Below are 16,421 nucleotides of genomic sequence, written 5' to 3'. Positions count from 1 at the left end.
GGAGGTCCCGGGCGCACGGGACGCGGGGCGGCTCAGCCGACGCGGCGCAACCATGCCGGTGCGTCGGTCAGCTCCGCCCGGGTCGGCAAGGTCTCCGGGGATTCCCAGGCACGGTTGAGGCCCGCCATCCCGGCCTCCCGCTCGACCTCCCGGCAGAACGCGGCGCCGATGGCGTACTGCCGCATCTTCGCCTCGACCCCGAGCAGCGCCCGCAGCAGCCGGTCGACGAAGCCGGCCCCGCGGCGGCGCTCGGTGAACCGGCGCCGGATCACCGCGACGTCGGGCACGACGTCCGGTCCGACGGCGTCCATCACGTGGTCGGCGTGCCCCTCGAGCAGGGTCGACAGGGCGAGCAGCCGGTCGAGCACCGCGCGCTGCTCGGGCCCCTGGAGCAGCTCGACGAGGGCGAGGACGTCACCGCGGCGGCCGTCCTCCCCGCGCAGCGCGCGGATCGCCTCCGGCAGCCGGGTGAGCCGCGCCGGGTCCGGCTCCTGCAGCGACAGCAGGGTCGTGACCAGGCCGGCGAAGTGGTCGCGCAGCCACGGCACCGCGGTGAACTGCAGGCGGTGGGTCGCCTCGTGCAGGCACACCCACAGGCCGAACTGGTCCCCGTCGACGCCGAGGGCCCCGGTCGCGGCGTGCACGTTCGGCGCGACGACGATCAGCCGCCCGGCGCCGCCGGGCCCGCCGAACGGGTCGTACTGGCCGAGCACCCGGGCCCCCATGTACGCGATCAGCGCCCCGAGCTGGACCCCCGAGCCGGCCGCGGTGACGGCGCGCAACGCCCGGGGCGACGCGGGCATCTCCGCGCCGGAGGTCAGCGCGTCCATCCCCTCGACGGCGGCCCGCGCCCAGGCGGAGCGGTCCAGCACATCGGCCGGCAGCAACGGCAGCCCGGCCCCCATCCCGGTGACCTCGCGGACGTGGCCCTCGGCCCGGGCGGAGTCGGCGCGGAGCCGTTCGACCAGCTCCCGGGCCGCCTCCGGTGAGGTCTGCGGGCCGGGCGGCATGAGCTTCGTCGCCGTCGTCGCGGCGAGCGACCAGTTCACCGGGAGACCGCGCCCGCCCTCGCGCGGGCGCACCGGCTCGGGGTGGGTCGCCGTGGCCGGGCCGCTGCTCGGATCGGGCTGCATGGGAACCACGCTACCTGCGGCCCGGTCCTCGCCGCGGGCCCGCGAGCCGGTGCCCCGCGCGACGGCAGGCGGGGCCCCGCCGTGGGCCCGCGAGCCCGGCCGTCGCAGCGGCGCACGCCGCGGGGCCGGCGCCGCGCCCTCAGCCCCGGCAGCCGCAGCGGCTCAGCGACGCGGCGACCCGGTCCAGCGCGGGGCGCGCGTCGGCGGGCGAGGTGCCGTTGGACAGCAGGGCGAACACGAGCAGCCGCCCGTCGACGTCGGTCACCACCCCCGCGAGGCTGGACGCCCCGCTCAACGTCCCGGTCTTCGCCCGGACGACGCCGCGCCCGGCCTGGGTGGGGCCGTCGGCGAACCGGTCGGTCAGCGTCCCGCCGCCGCCGGCCACCGGCAGCCCGGTCAGGATCGGGCGCAGGAACTGGACGTCGGTGGGGCTGTCCGACTGGGCCGCGGCGGAGGCGAGCACCGCACCGAGCAGCCGCGCGGGGATCCGGTTGTCGCGGGACAGGCCGCTGCCGTCGGCCAGCCGCAGGCCGTTCACGTCGTACCCGGCCTGGACGAGGGCCTCGGTGACGGCCCGGGAGGCGCCGTCGAACGAGGCCTCGGTGTCGCGGGAGACGGCGACCTGACGGGCCAGCGCCTCGGCCGCCACGTTGTCGGACGCGGTGAGCATGTACTCGACCAGGCTCGCGATCGGCGGGGAGGAGACGGCGCCCAGCACCGGGGCGTTCGCCGCGGCGGCACCCTCCCGCACGTCGGACGCGCCGAGCGCGTCGGCCAGGGCCTGCCCCGCGGCCCGTGCGGGGTCGGACGAGCGCGGCCCGTCCTGCGCGGCCGGGTCGGTGCGGCCGCCGTCGAGCATCAGCGGGGACATCGGGGCGACGTAGCCGTCGGCGATGTCCGACGATCCCCAGCCGGGCGACCGGTCCGGGCCGCTCCACAGGCTGGTGTCGACGTAGACGGTGTTCACCGGCTTCCCGCCGTGCGCCTGCTTCACCTCGTTCGCGAGGTCGGCGATCCGGGCGGGCTCGGGGTAGAGGCCGTCCTGCCCGGGGGGCAGCGCGGTCAGCGACGGGTCCCCGCCGCCGACGAGCACGACCGAGTCCTCGGTGGGGCCGGGCACGACCCGGGTGACGAGCCGGTCGGTCGGGTTCATCGACAGCAGCGCGGCGGCCGCGGTGAGCAGCTTCGTCGTGGATCCGGGGACCATCGGCCGGGCGCCGTCGCGCTCCCACAGGGGCGGGGCCCCGCGCGGGGACGACGAGTCCAGGACGACGCCGGTCACCTCGCCGAGCGCCGGGGATTCCAGCTGACCGGACAGCGCCTGGGTGATCCCGGCGGCGGTCGGGACCGGGGCGGTCGGGGTGAGCGGCTTCAGGGCCGGCATCGGCACCGGCGGGAACCGTTCGGCCGCGGCACCGAGCCCGAGCTGGTCGCGGGTGTCCGGCCCGGCCAGCGCGACCGCGCCGAACAGCGAGGCCAGCGCCATGACCGCCACGGCGACGACCGCGAACCGCCGCGTGGCGCGATCCGTCCGGCGATGCCTGCGTCCCACTCCGCCTCCTGCTCGCTGCGCCCGGCCCGGATGCCACCGCGACGCCCGCCACCCTGACCGGGAGGTGGTGCGAACCCGGCCACATCCACACCGGTTGAGGTCACCGGCGTTCACCGGCGCGGCCCCGGTCCATCACACTAGGGGGCAGCACCGACACCGCCGGAGCGGGCGTGCCACGAGGACCCGGCCCGGGTCCTGCACGACCGTGACCCTTCCGAAGGAGCAACGAGCAGTGGACTTCGACGTCACCATCGAGATCCCCAAGGGTGGTCGCAACAAGTACGAGGTGGACCACGAGACCGGGCGCATCCGCCTGGACCGGACCCTGTTCACCGCCACCCAGTACCCCGCCGACTACGGGTTCATCGACGACACCCTCGGCGAGGACGGGGATCCGCTGGACGCGCTGGTGCTGGTCCAGGAGCCGACGTTCCCCGGCTGCGTCATCCGCTCGCGCGCGATCGGCATGTTCCGGATGAAGGACGAGAAGGGCGGCGACGACAAGGTCCTCTGCGTCCCGAGCGACGACCCCCGCCAGGAGCACCTGCGCGACATCCACCACCTGGCCGAGTTCGACCGGGCGGAGATCCAGCACTTCTTCGAGATCTACAAGACCCTCGAGCCCGGCAAGAGCGTCGAGGGCGCGACCTGGGTCGGCCGCGCCGACGCCGAGCGCGAGATCAAGGCGTCCTACGAGCGCGCCAAGGCCGAGGGGCACGACGGGCACTGAGGTGCTCGTGAGTGGTTATCGCGGCCGGGGCCGCGATAACCACTCACGGGCGCTACGCCGCCTTCTCGAACACCGCGGCGAGCCCCTGCCCGCCGCCGATGCACATGGTCTCCAGCCCGTAGCGGGCGTCGCGGCGGTCCATCTCGCGGGCCAGGGTGGCCAGGATCCGGCCGCCGGTCGCGCCGACCGGGTGGCCCAGCGAGATCCCGGAGCCGTTGACGTTGGTCCGCTCGAAGTCGGCCTCGGTGAACTTCCACTCCCGGGTGCAGGCCAGCACCTGCGCGGCGAACGCCTCGTTGAGCTCGATCAGGTCGATGTCGGCCAGGGTCAGGTCCGCGGCGGCCAGCGCCTTGGCCGTGGCCGGCACCGGGCCGATGCCCATCGTCTTCGGCGGCACGCCACCCAGCCCCCACGACACAACCCGCACCAGCGGGCGCAGACCCAGCTCCGCGGCCTTCTCCGGGCTGGTCACCACGCAGATCGCGGCCCCGTCGTTCTGCCCGGACGCGTTGCCGGCGGTGACGGTGGCGGCGTCGTCGTCGCGGCCCAGGATCGGGCGCAGCTTCGCCAGGGCCTCCACGGTCGAGCCGGGCCGGATGTGCTCGTCGGCGTCCACGACGGTGTCGGCCTTGCGGCCCTTCACCGTCACCGGGACGATCTCGTCGGCGAACCGCCCGGCCTGCTGCGCGGCCGCGGCCCGCCGGTGCGAGCGCACCGCGAACTCGTCCTGCTCGGTGCGCGGGATCGAGTACTCGCGGCGCAGGTTCTCCGCGGTCTCCAGCATCCCGCCGGGCACCGGGTGGTTCACCCCGCCCGCGGTGACCCGGCCCCGGGCCAGCGAGTCGTGCAGCATCACCCCGGGGCCGCCCTTGACACCCCAGCGCATGCCGGTCGAGTAGAACGACGCCGACGACATCGACTCCGCACCCCCGGCCAGCACGACCTCCGCCGCCCCGGACCGGACCTGCATCGCCGCGTACAGCACGGCCTGCAGCCCGGACCCGCACCGGCGGTCGATCTGGATCCCGGTCGCGGTCACCGGCAGCCCGGCGTCCAGGGCCGCGACCCGCCCGATCGCCGGGGCGTCCATCGTCGGGTAGCAGTGCCCCAGCACCACGTCGTCCACGGCGGCCGGGTCCAGCCCGGTCCGTTCCAGCAACGCCGCGATCACCGTGGACGCCAGTGTGTGCGCCGGCACGTCGCGCAGCGACCCGCCGAAGCCCCCCACCGGGGTCCGCAGCGGCTCGCAGATCACCGCATCACGCATTCGACCGTCCTCCTAGACGTACTGGCGGGTCAGCCATTCGGCGACCAGCGCGGGCTTCTCGGATCCCTCGACCTCGACCGTCACCCCGAGGGTGAGCTGCACGCCCCCGGTGACGTCGGTGACGTCGACGAGCTCGACCTTGGCCCGGACCCGGCTGCCGACGGGCACCGGGCTGGTGAACCGGACCTTGTTCAGGCCGTAGTTGACGCCCATCTTCACGCCGTCGACGCGGTAGACGTCCTGCACGAGCCTCGGCAGCAGCGACAGGGTGAGGAAGCCGTGCGCGATCGTCGTGCCGAACGGCCCGGACGCGGCCCTGCCGGCGTCCACGTGGATCCACTGGTGGTCGTCGGTGGCGTCGGCGAAGCCGTCGATCCGGCCCTGCTCCACGGTGACCCAGTCCGAGGTGCCGACCTCGGTGCCCTTCGCCGCTCTCAGCTCGTCGACCCCGTTGAAGACGCGCATCCGGTATCACTTCCGTTCCTGGTTCGTCGCTCCGTGCGGCCGGCGGCCGAGCACCGGCGCCGACCACACTTCCTTACCGCACCCACCGGGCGGGAGCCGGTGAACGTCGCGAACCGCACACGCCGCTGGCCCACGGCCGGGCCGACTTGGTTATCGTCGGCCGGCGAGGAGTCGCCCGCACCGACGACGGGCCGCGCTTCGACGTGGAAGGCCGACGACCGATGACCCCGCCGTGACCGAGCCCGACCGGGCCGCCGACCCGGTGAGCCGGTTCCTGCGCCTGGTCACCGGACCGGAGCCCGGGCTGGACGACGGCGCGCTGGCGATCGCCGCGGGCGCCCGGCCCGACCCGGCGGCCGCGGCCCGGGCGACGCAGCGTGCCCTCATGGCGCTCGACGAGCTGGCCGAGGGCGTGACCGGCCTGGAGTCGCTGCTGCACCGGCTGTTCACCGAGGCCGGGTTCACCGGCAACACCGCCGACTACGGCGACCCCCGCAACTCGTTCCTGCCGGACGTGCTGGAGCGCCGCACCGGCATCCCGATCACGCTGTCGGTGGTGGCGATCGAGGTCGGCCGCCGGGCCGGGGTGCCGCTGGAGGGCGTCGGGATGCCCGGGCACTTCCTGCTCCGCGTCCCCGGGACCCAGCGCTACCTGGACGCCTTCGACGGGGGACGGCGGCTGGACCCCGCGGGCTGCGAGGCGCTGTTCCGGGCGACCACCGGCGCCGGGCCGGACGTGCCGTTCGGGCCGGGGATGCTGCCGCGCACCTCCACCCGCCAGATCCTGGCCCGGATCCTGGAGAACCTGCGCGCGTCCTACGGCCGGGCGAAGGACCACGCCGCCCTGGAGTGGGTGCTGCGGATGCGGCTCGGGCTGCGCCACGAGGGGCCGGAGCTGATCCGCGAGCTCGGCGCGGTGCTGGCCGCGCAGGCCCGGTGGGACGAGGCGGCCCGGCTCCTGGAGTCCTGGGTCGACGGGCCGGGCCGAGGGTCGCGCTCGGGGGCCGAGGTGCTGGAGGAGGTCCGCCTGGAGGCCAGGCGGCACCGGGCGCACCTGAACTGAACGCGCCTAGGCTGGTCCGGTGCCCCTCGCGCTGATCACGAACGACGACGGCATCGGCTCCCCGGGCCTGTACGCGCTGGCCGGGGGTGCCCGCGAGGCCGGCTACGACGTCGTCGTCGCCGCCCCGGCCGCCGACGCCAGCGGGGCCGGCGCCTCGGTCCGCTCGGTCACCGACGACGGGCACACCGCCGTGTTCACCCACGACGACATCCCCGAGCTCGCCGGGATCGAGGCGTGGTCGGTCGCCGCCGACCCCGCGTACATCGTGCACGCCACCGGGCAGGGCTGGTTCACCCGCGCACCGGACGTCGTGCTGTCCGGGATCAACATCGGTGCCAACACCGGCGCCCAGATCCTGCACTCCGGCACGGTCGGCGCGGTGCTCGCCGGGGCCCTGCACGGCTGGTCCGGGATCGCGTTGTCGCTGGCCTGCGGGCTCGCCACCCCCGAGGCGCCGCACTGGGAGACGGTGACCGGCCTGCTCCCGGAGCTGCTGGACCGCCTGCGGTCGCGGCCCGCCGGGACGCCGTGGACGGTCAACGTGCCGGACGTCCCCGCCGCGGAGCTGCCGCCGATCCGGGAGGCGGCCCTGTGCGCGACGGGTGCGGTGCGGGTGCGGGTGGTGCACCGGGCGCCCGAACGCGGGCCGGACGGGGTGCGGCCGGGCGGGCTGCGGTCGTTCGTGTCGGAGGACCACTCGGAGGCACTGCCCGGGACCGACGTCGCGCTGCTGGCCGCCGGCCACCCGACGGTGACCGAGCTGGTCCCGCTCGGGTCACGTCCCGGCGCGACCGGCTACGGCCGGGCCTGGTCCTAGTGCTCGTCCCGGCCGGTCAGGCGGTGCTCCAGCTCGTCGGCCAGGTGCACGACCTGCCGGAACGGGAACTCGAAGCCGTCGAGCGCGGCCGGCCGGAGCGGGATCGAGTGCCGGTAGACGACCACGCCCTCCTCCGCAGCGAGGCCGCCGACCACCGACGGCCCGGCCAGCTCGAGCGCCCTCGCCAGGTCGACGTCGCCGAGCCGGGCGACCGGTGACTCGATCTGCACCCACTCCTGGCCGGGGTCCGCGACGGCCGCGGCCGCGTCGGTCACGTCGGCGGCGGCCTCGCTGACCCGCTTCACGACGACGAGCTGGGTGCGGTCACCCGTGGTCGGCAGCCGGAACCGCAGCTCGTCCGCGTTCTGCCGGACGATCTCGTACCGCACCACCACGTAGGCCTTCAGGTCATCCCAGGTCGCCACGTCGCCTCCCCCCGTGTCCCGGGCCACGCGACCCGGTCTCGGGCGCGACCCTAGCGCCTCGCCACGGAGCGCCGGCGCGGAGTTCGGCGGGTCCCGGTGCCCACCGCCGGGCAGCGGGCCGCCGGTCACCGCCGGTGCTCCTGGTGCCCCGTCAAGCACTAGCGCTGCGCCGTGGTGATGAGCTGGTCGACCGGGGCGCGGTCGTCGGTGAGGACCGGCGCGCCGCGGGCGAACGCGCGCGCCCGGGCCGGGTCGAGGACGTCGGCGGGTTCGCCGCGGGCGCGCACCGCGGTGGCCAGCGCCGCCGGGTCGACCGGGCGGTCGGAGGCGACGACCACGACGTTCCCGCCGCCACCCGGGCCGAGCTCGGCGGGCGACGCCGCCAGCAGCGTGGACGCGAACCGGGCGTCGACCGTGGCCGTTACGGCCCGGACGAGGTCCATCGGGTCGCGGTCGATCACGTTGAGGACGTAGAGGCCACCGGGGCGCAGCACCCGCCGCACCTGGTCGAGGAACTCCACCGTGGACAGGTGCCACGGCACCGAGCGGGCCCCGAACGCGTCCCCGACCACGACGTCGGCCGAGCGGTCCGGCAGCGCGGCGAGCCCGACCCGGGCGTCCCCGGCGCGCACCGCCGTCCCCGGGATGCCGCCCGCCCCCAGTTCCCGGACGCCGAGGTGGAGCACGCCCCGGTCGAGTTCCAGGACCGTCGACGTGCTCCCCGGGCGGGTCGCGGCCAGCCAGCGCGGCATGGTGAGTGCCCCGCCCCCGACGTGCACGACCGACAGCGGCCGCCCCGGCGGGTACGCGGCGTCGATCGCGGCGGCGAACCGCTTCGTGTACGAGAACTCGAGGTGCCCGGGGTCGCCGAGCCGCACGTAGGAGTGCCGCAGGTCGTCGAGCACCAGGTAGCGCCCGGCCGGGTCGGACGGGTCGGGCTGCACGGAAGCGCAGTAGTAGGTGGTGTCGGCGTCGCACCGGCCGGGGACCGCGACGAGCGCGACGGCGAGCACGGCGGCCGCCGTCCCGCCGCGGAGCAGGTCCCGGCGCCGCGGCCGGGGCGCGACGACGACCCCGAGGACCAGGCAGGCGGACGCGGTGACCAGCAGGATCGCGCTCACCGGGAGCAGCGCGACCAGCACGAACCCGGTGAGGAAGGTGCCGGCGAGCGACCCCAGCGTCCCGGCGGCGGACAGCCCGCCGACGACCTCCCCGGAGTGCTCCAGCCCGGTCAGCCGGGCCCGGGTGACCGCGGGGGTGACGGCGGCGAGCGCCGTCACCGAGACCAGTGTGGACGCCGCGACGAGCAGGACGGCCGCCGACGGCCCGGCGCCGAGCAGCGGGCCGAGTACCCGGACGGCGGGCCGCACGGCCAGGACGCCGAGCCCGCCGACCACGAGCATCGTCGCGGCGACGGCCGCCGGGTTCCGCCGGTCGGCCCACCGCCCGCCGAGGGCGGCACCGGCCGCGATCCCGGCCAGGGCCACCCCGATCACCGCGGTGGTCGACTCCAGGGTGAGCCCGACGTACGGGGCGACCAGCCGGGTCGCGAGGGTCTCGACGACGAGGATCGCCGCCCCGGAGACGACGGCGGCGGTCCGGGCGAGTGCGAGGCGCACGCCGGGCGGTCAGGCGGCCTGGAGGCGGAGCACCAGCTTGCCGGTGTTCTCGCCGCGGAACAGGCGGAGCAGCGCCTCGGGGAAGTCGTCGACCGTCCCGTCGACGACGTCCTCGCGGCTGTGGATGCGCCCCTGCGCCAGCAGGTCGGCGAGCTCGGCGGCGGCCTCGCCGTAGCGGTCGGCGTAGTCGAAGACGACGAACCCCTGCATCCGTGCCCGGTTGACCAGCAGGCTCAGGTAGTTGGCAGGTCCCTGCGGGGCGGTGGTCTCGTTGTACTGGCTGATCGCCCCGCAGATCACCACCCGGGCACCGCGGGCGAGCCGGGTCAGGACGGCGTCGAGGATGTCGCCGCCGACGTTGTCGAAGTACACGTCGACGCCGTCCGGGGCGTGCGTGCGCAGCTCCGTGCGGACGTCCTGGGAGCGGTGGTCGATCGCCGCGTCGAACCCGAGCTCGTCGACGATCCAGGCGCACTTCTCCGGGCCGCCCGCGATCCCGATCACCCGGGCACCCCGGGTCTTCGCGAGCTGCCCGACGATGCTGCCGACCGCACCGGCCGCGGCGGAGACGACGACCGTGTCCCCCTCCTGCAGCGCCCCGACGTCGAAGAGTCCGAAGTAGGCGGTCATGCCGGTCATGCCGAGCACCGAGAGGTGACGCTCCGGCGGAGCCGCCTCGGACGGCCGCACCTTCTGCAGGCCGGAACCGTCGGATTCGGCGTGGGTCTGGACGCCGAGCATCCCGGTGACGACGTCCCCGGCCTCGAAGTCCGGGTGCCGCGACGCCAGGACCGTCCCCACCCCGAGCGCGCGCATGACCGCACCGACCTCGACCGGTGGGACGTAGCTGCGGCCGGCGTTCATCCAGCCGCGCATCGCCGGGTCCAGCGAGATGTGGCTGACCTCGACGACGAGCCGGCCCGCACCGGGCTCGGGCACCGGCTCGATCGTGTGCTCCCAGACGTCCGGCCCCGGTGTCCCGGTGGGACGCGCGGCGAGCCGGACCTGTCGGTTCACGTCATGTGCCATGCCCCAGTTCTACGCCCCGGCCGGATCAGAGGCCGAGGTGGCGGGCGATCACCATCTTCTGCACCTCGGAGGTGCCCTCGCCGACCTCGAGGATCTTCGCGTCGCGGTAGAACCGCCCGACCGGGGTCTCGTTCATGAAGCCGTAGCCGCCGAACACCTGGGTGGCGTCGCGGGCGTTGTCCATCGCCGCGTCGGACGCGACCAGCTTCGCGATCGCGGCCTCGTGCTTGAACGACTCCCCGGCCAGCATCAGCCGGGCCGCGTGCTGCCACGCCAGCCGGGCGGTGTGCGCCCGCACCTCCATCTCGGCGATCTTGAACTGGATCGCCTGGTAGGAGCCGATGGTCCTGCCGAACGCCTCGCGCTCGTGCGCGTAGCGCAGCGACTCGTCGACGCAGCCCTGGGCCAGGCCGGTCGAGAGCGCGGCGATCGCGACCCGGCCCTCGTCCAGGATGGACAGGAACTGGGCGTAACCCCGGCCGCGTTCGCCGAGCAGGTGGCTCTCGGGCACGCGGACGTCGTCGAAGAACAGCTCGCGGGTGTCCGAGCAGTTCCAGCCGACCTTGGAGTACTTCTCCGCCACGGTGAACCCGGGAGTGCCCGAGGGCACGAGGATGGCCGAGATCTCCTTGCCGCCGTCGGGCTTCTCCCCGGTGACGGCGGTGACGGTGACGACCGAGGTGATGTCGGTGCCCGAGTTGGTGATGAAGCACTTCGACCCGTTGATCACCCACTCGCCGTTCTCCAGGCGCGCGGTGGTGCGGGTGGCACCGGCGTCCGAACCACCGCCGGGCTCGGTCAGCCCGAACGCGCCCAGCGCGCGGCCGGCGGCGATGTCGGGCAGCCAGCGGGCCTTCTGCTCCTCGGTGCCGAACCGGTAGATCGGCATCGCACCCAGCGACACCCCGGCCTCGACGGTGATCGCGACCGACGAGTCGACCCGGGCGAGCTCCTCCAGGGCCAGGCAGAGGGCGTAGTAGTCGCCGCCCATGCCGCCGTACTCCTCGGACACGGGCAGGCCGAACAGGCCCATCCGGCCCATCTTGGCGACGATGTCGTACGGGAACTCCTCGCGGATGTAGAGGTCCCCGATCACCGGGGCGACCTCCTTGCGCGCGAAGTCCTCGACCGAGGCCCGCAGGGCCTCGTACTCCTCGGCACCGGTGGTGGTGGTCATGCGGACTCCTCCTGCCTCTCCGGGGCGTCCACCACGAGCAGCACGGCGTCCTTGGCGACGGTGGCTCCGGGGCGGGCCCTCAGCTCGCGCACCGTCCCGTCGACGGGGGCGGTGAGCACGTGTTCCATCTTCATGGCCTCGACGACCACCAGCGTCTGGCCGGCGGTCACGGCGTCGCCGTCGGCGACGCCGACGACGGTCACGGTGCCCGGCATCGGCGAGCGGACCGGGCCGCCGTCCCCGCCGGACGCCGTGCGGGCCGCCTCCAGGGGTTCCTGCTCGCGCAGACCCCAGGTGCGGCCGTCGCGCCCGATCCACACCACGCCGTCGGGGGCGTGGGCGACCGCGTAGCGGCGGGTGCGGCCGTCGTGGGTGTGCGCGATCAGCCCGGGCGCGACGGCGACGGTGCGGCAGTGCACGGACGGTGCGGCGGCCGTGGCCGAGGCCGGCTGTGCCGCAGAGGCCGCGGCCCAGGCCGGCTGCGCCCCGGGTGCCGTGCCGGTGAGGGCGGCCGGCCCGCCGGTGGCGTCGGGCGGCGGCACCGCGGCGCGGCCGCCGGGCAGCGCCAGCTCGAACCCGGTGGCGCGGCCACGGACCCGGACCTCGACGGCGTCGTCGCCGCCGGCGACCAGGCGACGCACCAGCCAGGCGGGTTCCCCGACCCGCCAGCCGCCGGGGACGTCGAACGGGTCCACGACGGCGGTGTCCGGCTCGAGCCGCAGCAGCGCCAGCCCGGCGGCGGCGCCCAGCACGTCGTCGGGCACGCCGGTTTCCACCAGCGCGGCCCCGCGGCGGGCGATCAGGCCGGTGTCGAGCCGGCCGGCGCGGACGTCGTCGTCGGCCAGCAGGGACCGCAGGAACCCGATGTTGGTGTCCAGGCCGAGCAGGGTCGTGGCACCCAGCGCGGTGTCCAGGCGGCGCAGCGCCTCGTCGCGGGTGGCACCGTGCGCGATGATCTTGGCGAGCATCGGGTCGTAGTCGGAGCCGACGACGGTGCCGGTCTCGATGCCGGAGTCGACCCGCACCCCGTCCGGCGGGGTCCAGTCGAGGACCGGGCCGCCAGAGGGCAGGAAGGTCAGCGTCTCTCCCGAGACCGCGGTGGCCTCGGCGTAGACGCGGGCCTCGATCGCGTGGCCGGACAGCGCGACGTCGTCCTGCCGGACCGGCAGCGGCTCGCCGGCCGCGACCCGCAGCTGCAGCTCGACCAGGTCGAGGCCGGTGACCTCCTCGGTGACCGGGTGCTCGACCTGCAGGCGGGTGTTCATCTCGAGGAAGAAGAACTCCAGACGGGGGGCTCCGCCCCCCGTCGGCCCCCCGACACCCGTCTCCAGATGCGCGGCTCGATCGCCCGAGACGATGAACTCGACCGTGCCGGCGCCGGTGTAGCCGACTGCACGGGCGGCCTCGCAGGCCGCGCGCCCCATCTCCGCGCGCTGCTCGGGCGTGAGCAACGCCGACGGTGCCTCTTCGATGATCTTCTGGTGGCGGCGCTGCAGCGAGCACTCGCGCTCGCCGAGGTGCACGACGTTGCCGTGGCCGTCGGCCATCACCTGGATCTCGATGTGCCGCGGCGTCGTGACCAGGCGCTCGACGAGCAGCGTGTCGTCGCCGAACGAGCCGCGGGCCTCCCGGCGCGCCCCGGCGATCGCGTCGGCGAGCTCCTCGGGCCGGTGCACCGCGCGCATGCCCTTGCCGCCGCCCCCGGCGCTCGGCTTCAGCAGCACCGGGTAGCCGATCTCGGCGACCACCGCGGCGAGGTCGTCGTCGGAGAGCCCGGCGCCGTCCGAGCCGGGCACCACGGGGACGCCCGCCTTCGCGACCGTCTGCTTGGCCCGGATCTTGTCGCCCATCGCGTCGATCGCCGACGACGGCGGCCCGACGAACGTGATGCCCGCGGCCTCGCAGGCCGCGGCGAACGCGGTGTTCTCGGACAGGAAGCCGTAGCCGGGGTGGATCGCCTGCGCGCCGGTCGCCCGCGCCGCGGCCAGCACGTTCTCGATCGACAGGTAGGACTCGCCCGCGGCGGCCGGGCCGATCCGGACCGCCTCGTCGGCGGCGCGGACGTGCGGGGCGTCGGCATCGGCGTCGGAGTACACGGCGACGCTGCGGACGCCGAGCGCGCGCAGGGTCCGCAGCACGCGGACGGCGATCTCGCCGCGGTTGGCGACCAGGACGGTGTCGAACATGCGGTGCGTCATCACGGCCTCACATCCGGAAGACGCCGAAGGCCTGCTCGGCCAGGGGCGCGTTGGCGGCGACGGACAGGGACAGCCCGAGCACGGTGCGGGTGTCGGCGGGGTCGATGACGCCGTCGTCCCACAGCCGGGCCGTCGAGTGGTACGGGTGGCCCTCGGCCTCGTACTTGGCCCGGATCGCGTCCGGATCCGTACCCGAGCCGACCGAGCCCAGCACGGTGGCGGCCTGCTCACCGCCCATCACCGAGATCCGGGCGTTCGGCCACATGAACAGGAACCGCGGCGAGTACGCCCGCCCGCACATCGCGTAGTTCCCGGCCCCGAACGAGCCGCCGATGATCACGGTCAGCTTCGGCACCCGGGTCGAGGCGACCGCGGTGACCATCTTGGCGCCGTGCTTCGCGATCCCGCCGGCCTCGTACTCGCGGCCGACCATGAACCCGGAGATGTTCTGCAGGAACACCAGCGGGATGCCGCGCTGGTCGCACAGCTCGACGAAGTGCGCGCCCTTGACCGCGGACTCGGCGAACAGGATCCCGTTGTTCGCCACGATCCCGACCGGGTGGCCGTGGATCCGGGCGAACCCGGTGACCAGCGTCGTGCCGTACTCCGACTTGAACTCGTGGAACCGGGAGCCGTCGACGATCCGGGCGATCACCTCGCGGACGTCGTAGGGGGTCCGGGAGTCGACCGGGACCGCGCCGTACAGCTCGGCGGGGTCGACCACCGGCTCCTCGGTCGGCACGACCTCCCAGGGCCGGTCGGCCCGCGGGCCCAGCGTGCCGACGATCGCGCGGACCCGCGCCAGCGCGTCGGCGTCGTCGGCGGCGAGGTGGTCGGTGACGCCCGAGGTCGTCGAGTGCAGCTCCCCGCCGCCGAGCTCCTCGGCGGTGACGACCTCGCCGGTCGCCGCCTTCACCAGCGGCGGGCCACCCAGGAAGATCGTCCCCTGGTTGCGGACGATCACCGCCTCGTCGCTCATCGCCGGGACGTAGGCGCCGCCGGCGGTGCACGACCCCAGCACCGCCGCGATCTGCGGGATGCCGAGGCCCGACATCGTGGCCTGGTTGTAGAAGATCCGCCCGAAGTGCTCCCGGTCCGGGAACACCTGCTCCTGCTCGGGCAGGTAGGCGCCGCCGGAGTCGACCAGGTAGATGCACGGCAGCCGGTTCTGCAGCGCGACCTCCTGGGCGCGCAGGTGCTTCTTGACCGTCATCGGGTAGTAGGTGCCGCCCTTGACGGTCGCGTCGTTGGCGACGACCACGCACTCGCGGCCGGCCACCCGCCCCACCCCGGTGATCATGCCGGCGCCGGGGGCCCGGCCGTCGTACATGCCGTGGGCGGCCATCGGGGAGAGCTCCAGGAACGGCGATGACGGGTCCACCAGCGCGTCGACCCGGTCGCGCGGCAGGAGCTTGCCCCGCTCCACGTGCCGTGCCCTGGCCTTCTCCGGACCACCCAGGCGCGCCGTCGCCAGCTGCGCGTTCAGGTCCGCCACCAGGTCACGATGCGCCGCGGCGTTCGCCGCGAACTGCGCACCGGATGGGTCGACCGCGGTACCGAGCCTCGGCGCCGCCTCCTGGAGCATCATGCACACCCTCCCTGTTAATGACCATTAACACGTTAGCGGTCGTTAACGCCGTCGTCCAGGCCTCAGGATCGTCACAGCCACGGGTCACTACGGTGGGTGCGTGCGTCTCCTACTGGTCGAGGACGAGAAACCGCTCGCCGAGCTCGTCCGCCGTGGCCTGGCCGGCGAGGGGCACGAGGTCGAGGTCGCGCACGACGGCAACACCGGCCTCCAGCAGGCCCTCTCCGGGCGCCACGACGTCATCGTGCTCGACATCATGCTCCCCGGCCTGTCCGGTTACCGGATCCTGCAGCACCTGCGCGACCGCGGCGTGTGGACGCCGGTCCTCATGCTCACCGCGAAGGACGGCGAGTACGACGAGGCCGACGCGTTCGACCTGGGCGCCGACGACTACCTGACCAAGCCGTTCTCGTTCGTCGTGCTCCAGGCCCGGCTGCGCGCGCTGCTGCGCCGGGCCGGGGAGACCGCGCCCGCGGTGCTGCGGGTCGGGGACCTGACCCTGGACCCGGGAACGCACCGGGTGCACCGCGGCGACGTCGAGATCTCGCTGACCCCGCGCGAGTTCGGGGTGCTGGAGCACCTCATGCAGCACACCGGGCAGGTCGTCACGAAGACCGACATCCTGCGATCGGTGTGGGATGCGCACTACGACGGCGAGGTCAACGTCGTCGAGGTCTACGTCGGCTACCTTCGCCGGAAGATCGATGCGCCGTTCGGGACGCACAGCATCGAGACCCTGCGCGGGGTCGGGTACCGCATGTCCGAGCCGGCCTCGGCGTCCCCGCACTGACGCGCCGTTCCGGGCCGGAACCGGCTCGCCGTCGCGGACGGGGTCGCAGCGGGACGTCCCGCGCCGGCGCCGAGACGCACGTTCCTGCCCTGGGGGCCGGCAATTACGCGCTGATCCATCTCCCGGCGGATCGTCGAGCAGCACGATCCCGCCCCGGGCACGGCTGGAACGTGCTGATCACCCCGCAGCGGGCCGTCGACACGCACGATCCCGCCCCCGGTCCGGCCGAAACGCGCTGATCAAACCGCGACCCGCGACCGACACGCACGAACCCGCCCCACGCACGGCCCACACGTGCTGATCAACCTCCGGCGCGCCGTCGACACGCACGATCCCGCCTCGCGCGCGGCCGAAACGTGCTGATCAACCCGCGGCGGGCCGTCGAGAAGCACGTTCTCACCCTCGCCACGTCCGATGCGTGCTGATCGACCCTGAGCGCAGCGTCGGCGCGCACGCTCCCGCCTGCACGGCGGCGCGAACGTGCTGCTGAGCAACCGGTCGACACGCACGGGCCCGCCGCGGCGGCGACGACGGCGAACGTGCCCCAGATTCCTGGTGCGCGGCCGGC

Annotated in this window: 14 protein-coding genes; 4 read left to right on the top strand and 10 right to left on the bottom strand. The window is 74.7% G+C overall.

The annotated features are described in order from the left end of the window. Nucleotides 1-32: 32 nt before the first annotated feature. Nucleotides 33-1,133 carry a zinc-dependent metalloprotease gene (locus tag H7X46_RS27480; RefSeq protein WP_186362104.1) on the bottom strand — a complete coding sequence of 367 codons (1,101 nt, stop codon included), beginning with the start codon at nucleotides 1,131-1,133 and terminating at the stop codon, nucleotides 33-35. Nucleotides 1,134-1,272: 139 nt separating this feature from the next. Then, nucleotides 1,273-2,685 carry a D-alanyl-D-alanine carboxypeptidase/D-alanyl-D-alanine-endopeptidase gene (gene dacB, locus H7X46_RS27475; protein ID WP_186362103.1) on the bottom strand — a complete coding sequence of 471 codons (1,413 nt, stop codon included), beginning with the start codon at nucleotides 2,683-2,685 and terminating at the stop codon, nucleotides 1,273-1,275. Nucleotides 2,686-2,917: 232 nt separating this feature from the next. Between dacB and H7X46_RS27470 the strand changes: the two genes are divergently transcribed. Next, a complete protein-coding gene (locus H7X46_RS27470) occupies nucleotides 2,918-3,415 on the top strand; it encodes an inorganic diphosphatase (RefSeq protein WP_186362102.1) in 498 nt (165 codons plus the stop codon). Between the two features lie 52 nt (nucleotides 3,416-3,467). On the opposite strand, the gene H7X46_RS27465 is transcribed toward H7X46_RS27470, so the two are convergent. Together H7X46_RS27465 and H7X46_RS27460 are read right to left on the bottom strand one after the other, a co-directional pair. Next, a complete protein-coding gene (locus H7X46_RS27465; protein WP_186362101.1) occupies nucleotides 3,468-4,682 on the bottom strand; it encodes an acetyl-CoA C-acetyltransferase in 1,215 nt (404 codons plus the stop codon). A gap of 12 nt (nucleotides 4,683-4,694) precedes the next feature. Then, nucleotides 4,695-5,147, bottom strand: coding sequence for a MaoC family dehydratase (locus H7X46_RS27460; protein ID WP_186362100.1), 453 nt, complete (start codon nucleotides 5,145-5,147; stop codon nucleotides 4,695-4,697). Between the two features lie 232 nt (nucleotides 5,148-5,379). Between H7X46_RS27460 and H7X46_RS27455 the strand changes: the two genes are divergently transcribed. Further along, entirely contained in the window at nucleotides 5,380-6,210 is an 831-nt protein-coding gene (locus H7X46_RS27455) for a transglutaminase-like domain-containing protein (protein ID WP_222131454.1), read from the top strand. 19 nt (nucleotides 6,211-6,229) lie between these two features. Next, nucleotides 6,230-7,027: a 5'/3'-nucleotidase SurE gene (gene surE, locus H7X46_RS27450; protein WP_186362099.1), complete on the top strand. Its 798-nt coding sequence runs from the start codon at nucleotides 6,230-6,232 to the stop codon at nucleotides 7,025-7,027. On the opposite strand, the gene H7X46_RS27445 is transcribed toward surE, so the two are convergent. The 6 genes from H7X46_RS27445 to H7X46_RS27420 all read right to left on the bottom strand — a co-directional run bounded on the left by H7X46_RS27445 (nucleotide 7,024) and on the right by H7X46_RS27420 (nucleotide 15,060). Continuing rightward, a complete protein-coding gene (locus tag H7X46_RS27445; protein ID WP_186362098.1) occupies nucleotides 7,024-7,452 on the bottom strand; it encodes a hypothetical protein in 429 nt (142 codons plus the stop codon). The genes surE and H7X46_RS27445 overlap by 4 nt on opposite strands. 158 nt (nucleotides 7,453-7,610) lie before the next feature. Further along, nucleotides 7,611-9,071 (bottom strand): fused MFS/spermidine synthase, encoded by a 1,461-nt coding sequence (locus tag H7X46_RS27440; protein ID WP_186362097.1) that lies wholly within the window; start codon nucleotides 9,069-9,071, stop codon nucleotides 7,611-7,613. Between the two features lie 9 nt (nucleotides 9,072-9,080). Further along, nucleotides 9,081-10,100, bottom strand: coding sequence for an NADP-dependent oxidoreductase (locus tag H7X46_RS27435; RefSeq protein ID WP_186362096.1), 1,020 nt, complete (start codon nucleotides 10,098-10,100; stop codon nucleotides 9,081-9,083). 25 nt (nucleotides 10,101-10,125) lie between these two features. Then, nucleotides 10,126-11,277 carry an acyl-CoA dehydrogenase family protein gene (locus tag H7X46_RS27430; protein WP_186362095.1) on the bottom strand — a complete coding sequence of 384 codons (1,152 nt, stop codon included), beginning with the start codon at nucleotides 11,275-11,277 and terminating at the stop codon, nucleotides 10,126-10,128. After that, on the bottom strand, nucleotides 11,274-13,463 hold the full coding sequence (locus tag H7X46_RS27425) for a biotin carboxylase N-terminal domain-containing protein (RefSeq protein ID WP_186362955.1): 2,190 nt from the start codon (nucleotides 13,461-13,463) through the stop codon (nucleotides 11,274-11,276). The genes H7X46_RS27430 and H7X46_RS27425 overlap by 4 nt, the downstream gene beginning before the upstream one ends. Before the next feature lie 19 nt (nucleotides 13,464-13,482). Then, nucleotides 13,483-15,060 carry a carboxyl transferase domain-containing protein gene (locus tag H7X46_RS27420; RefSeq protein WP_370589089.1) on the bottom strand — a complete coding sequence of 526 codons (1,578 nt, stop codon included), beginning with the start codon at nucleotides 15,058-15,060 and terminating at the stop codon, nucleotides 13,483-13,485. A gap of 103 nt (nucleotides 15,061-15,163) precedes the next feature. On the opposite strand from H7X46_RS27420, the gene H7X46_RS27415 reads away from it, so the two are divergent. Continuing rightward, nucleotides 15,164-15,853, top strand: coding sequence for a response regulator transcription factor (locus H7X46_RS27415; RefSeq protein ID WP_186362093.1), 690 nt, complete (start codon nucleotides 15,164-15,166; stop codon nucleotides 15,851-15,853). Nucleotides 15,854-16,421 lie beyond the last annotated feature (568 nt).

This window comes from Pseudonocardia sp. C8, from assembly GCF_014267175.1.
Lineage (GTDB): Bacteria > Actinomycetota > Actinomycetes > Mycobacteriales > Pseudonocardiaceae > Pseudonocardia.
Note: the sequence above shows the minus strand (reverse complement) of the source record. Positions and strands in the feature narration are given on the sequence as shown.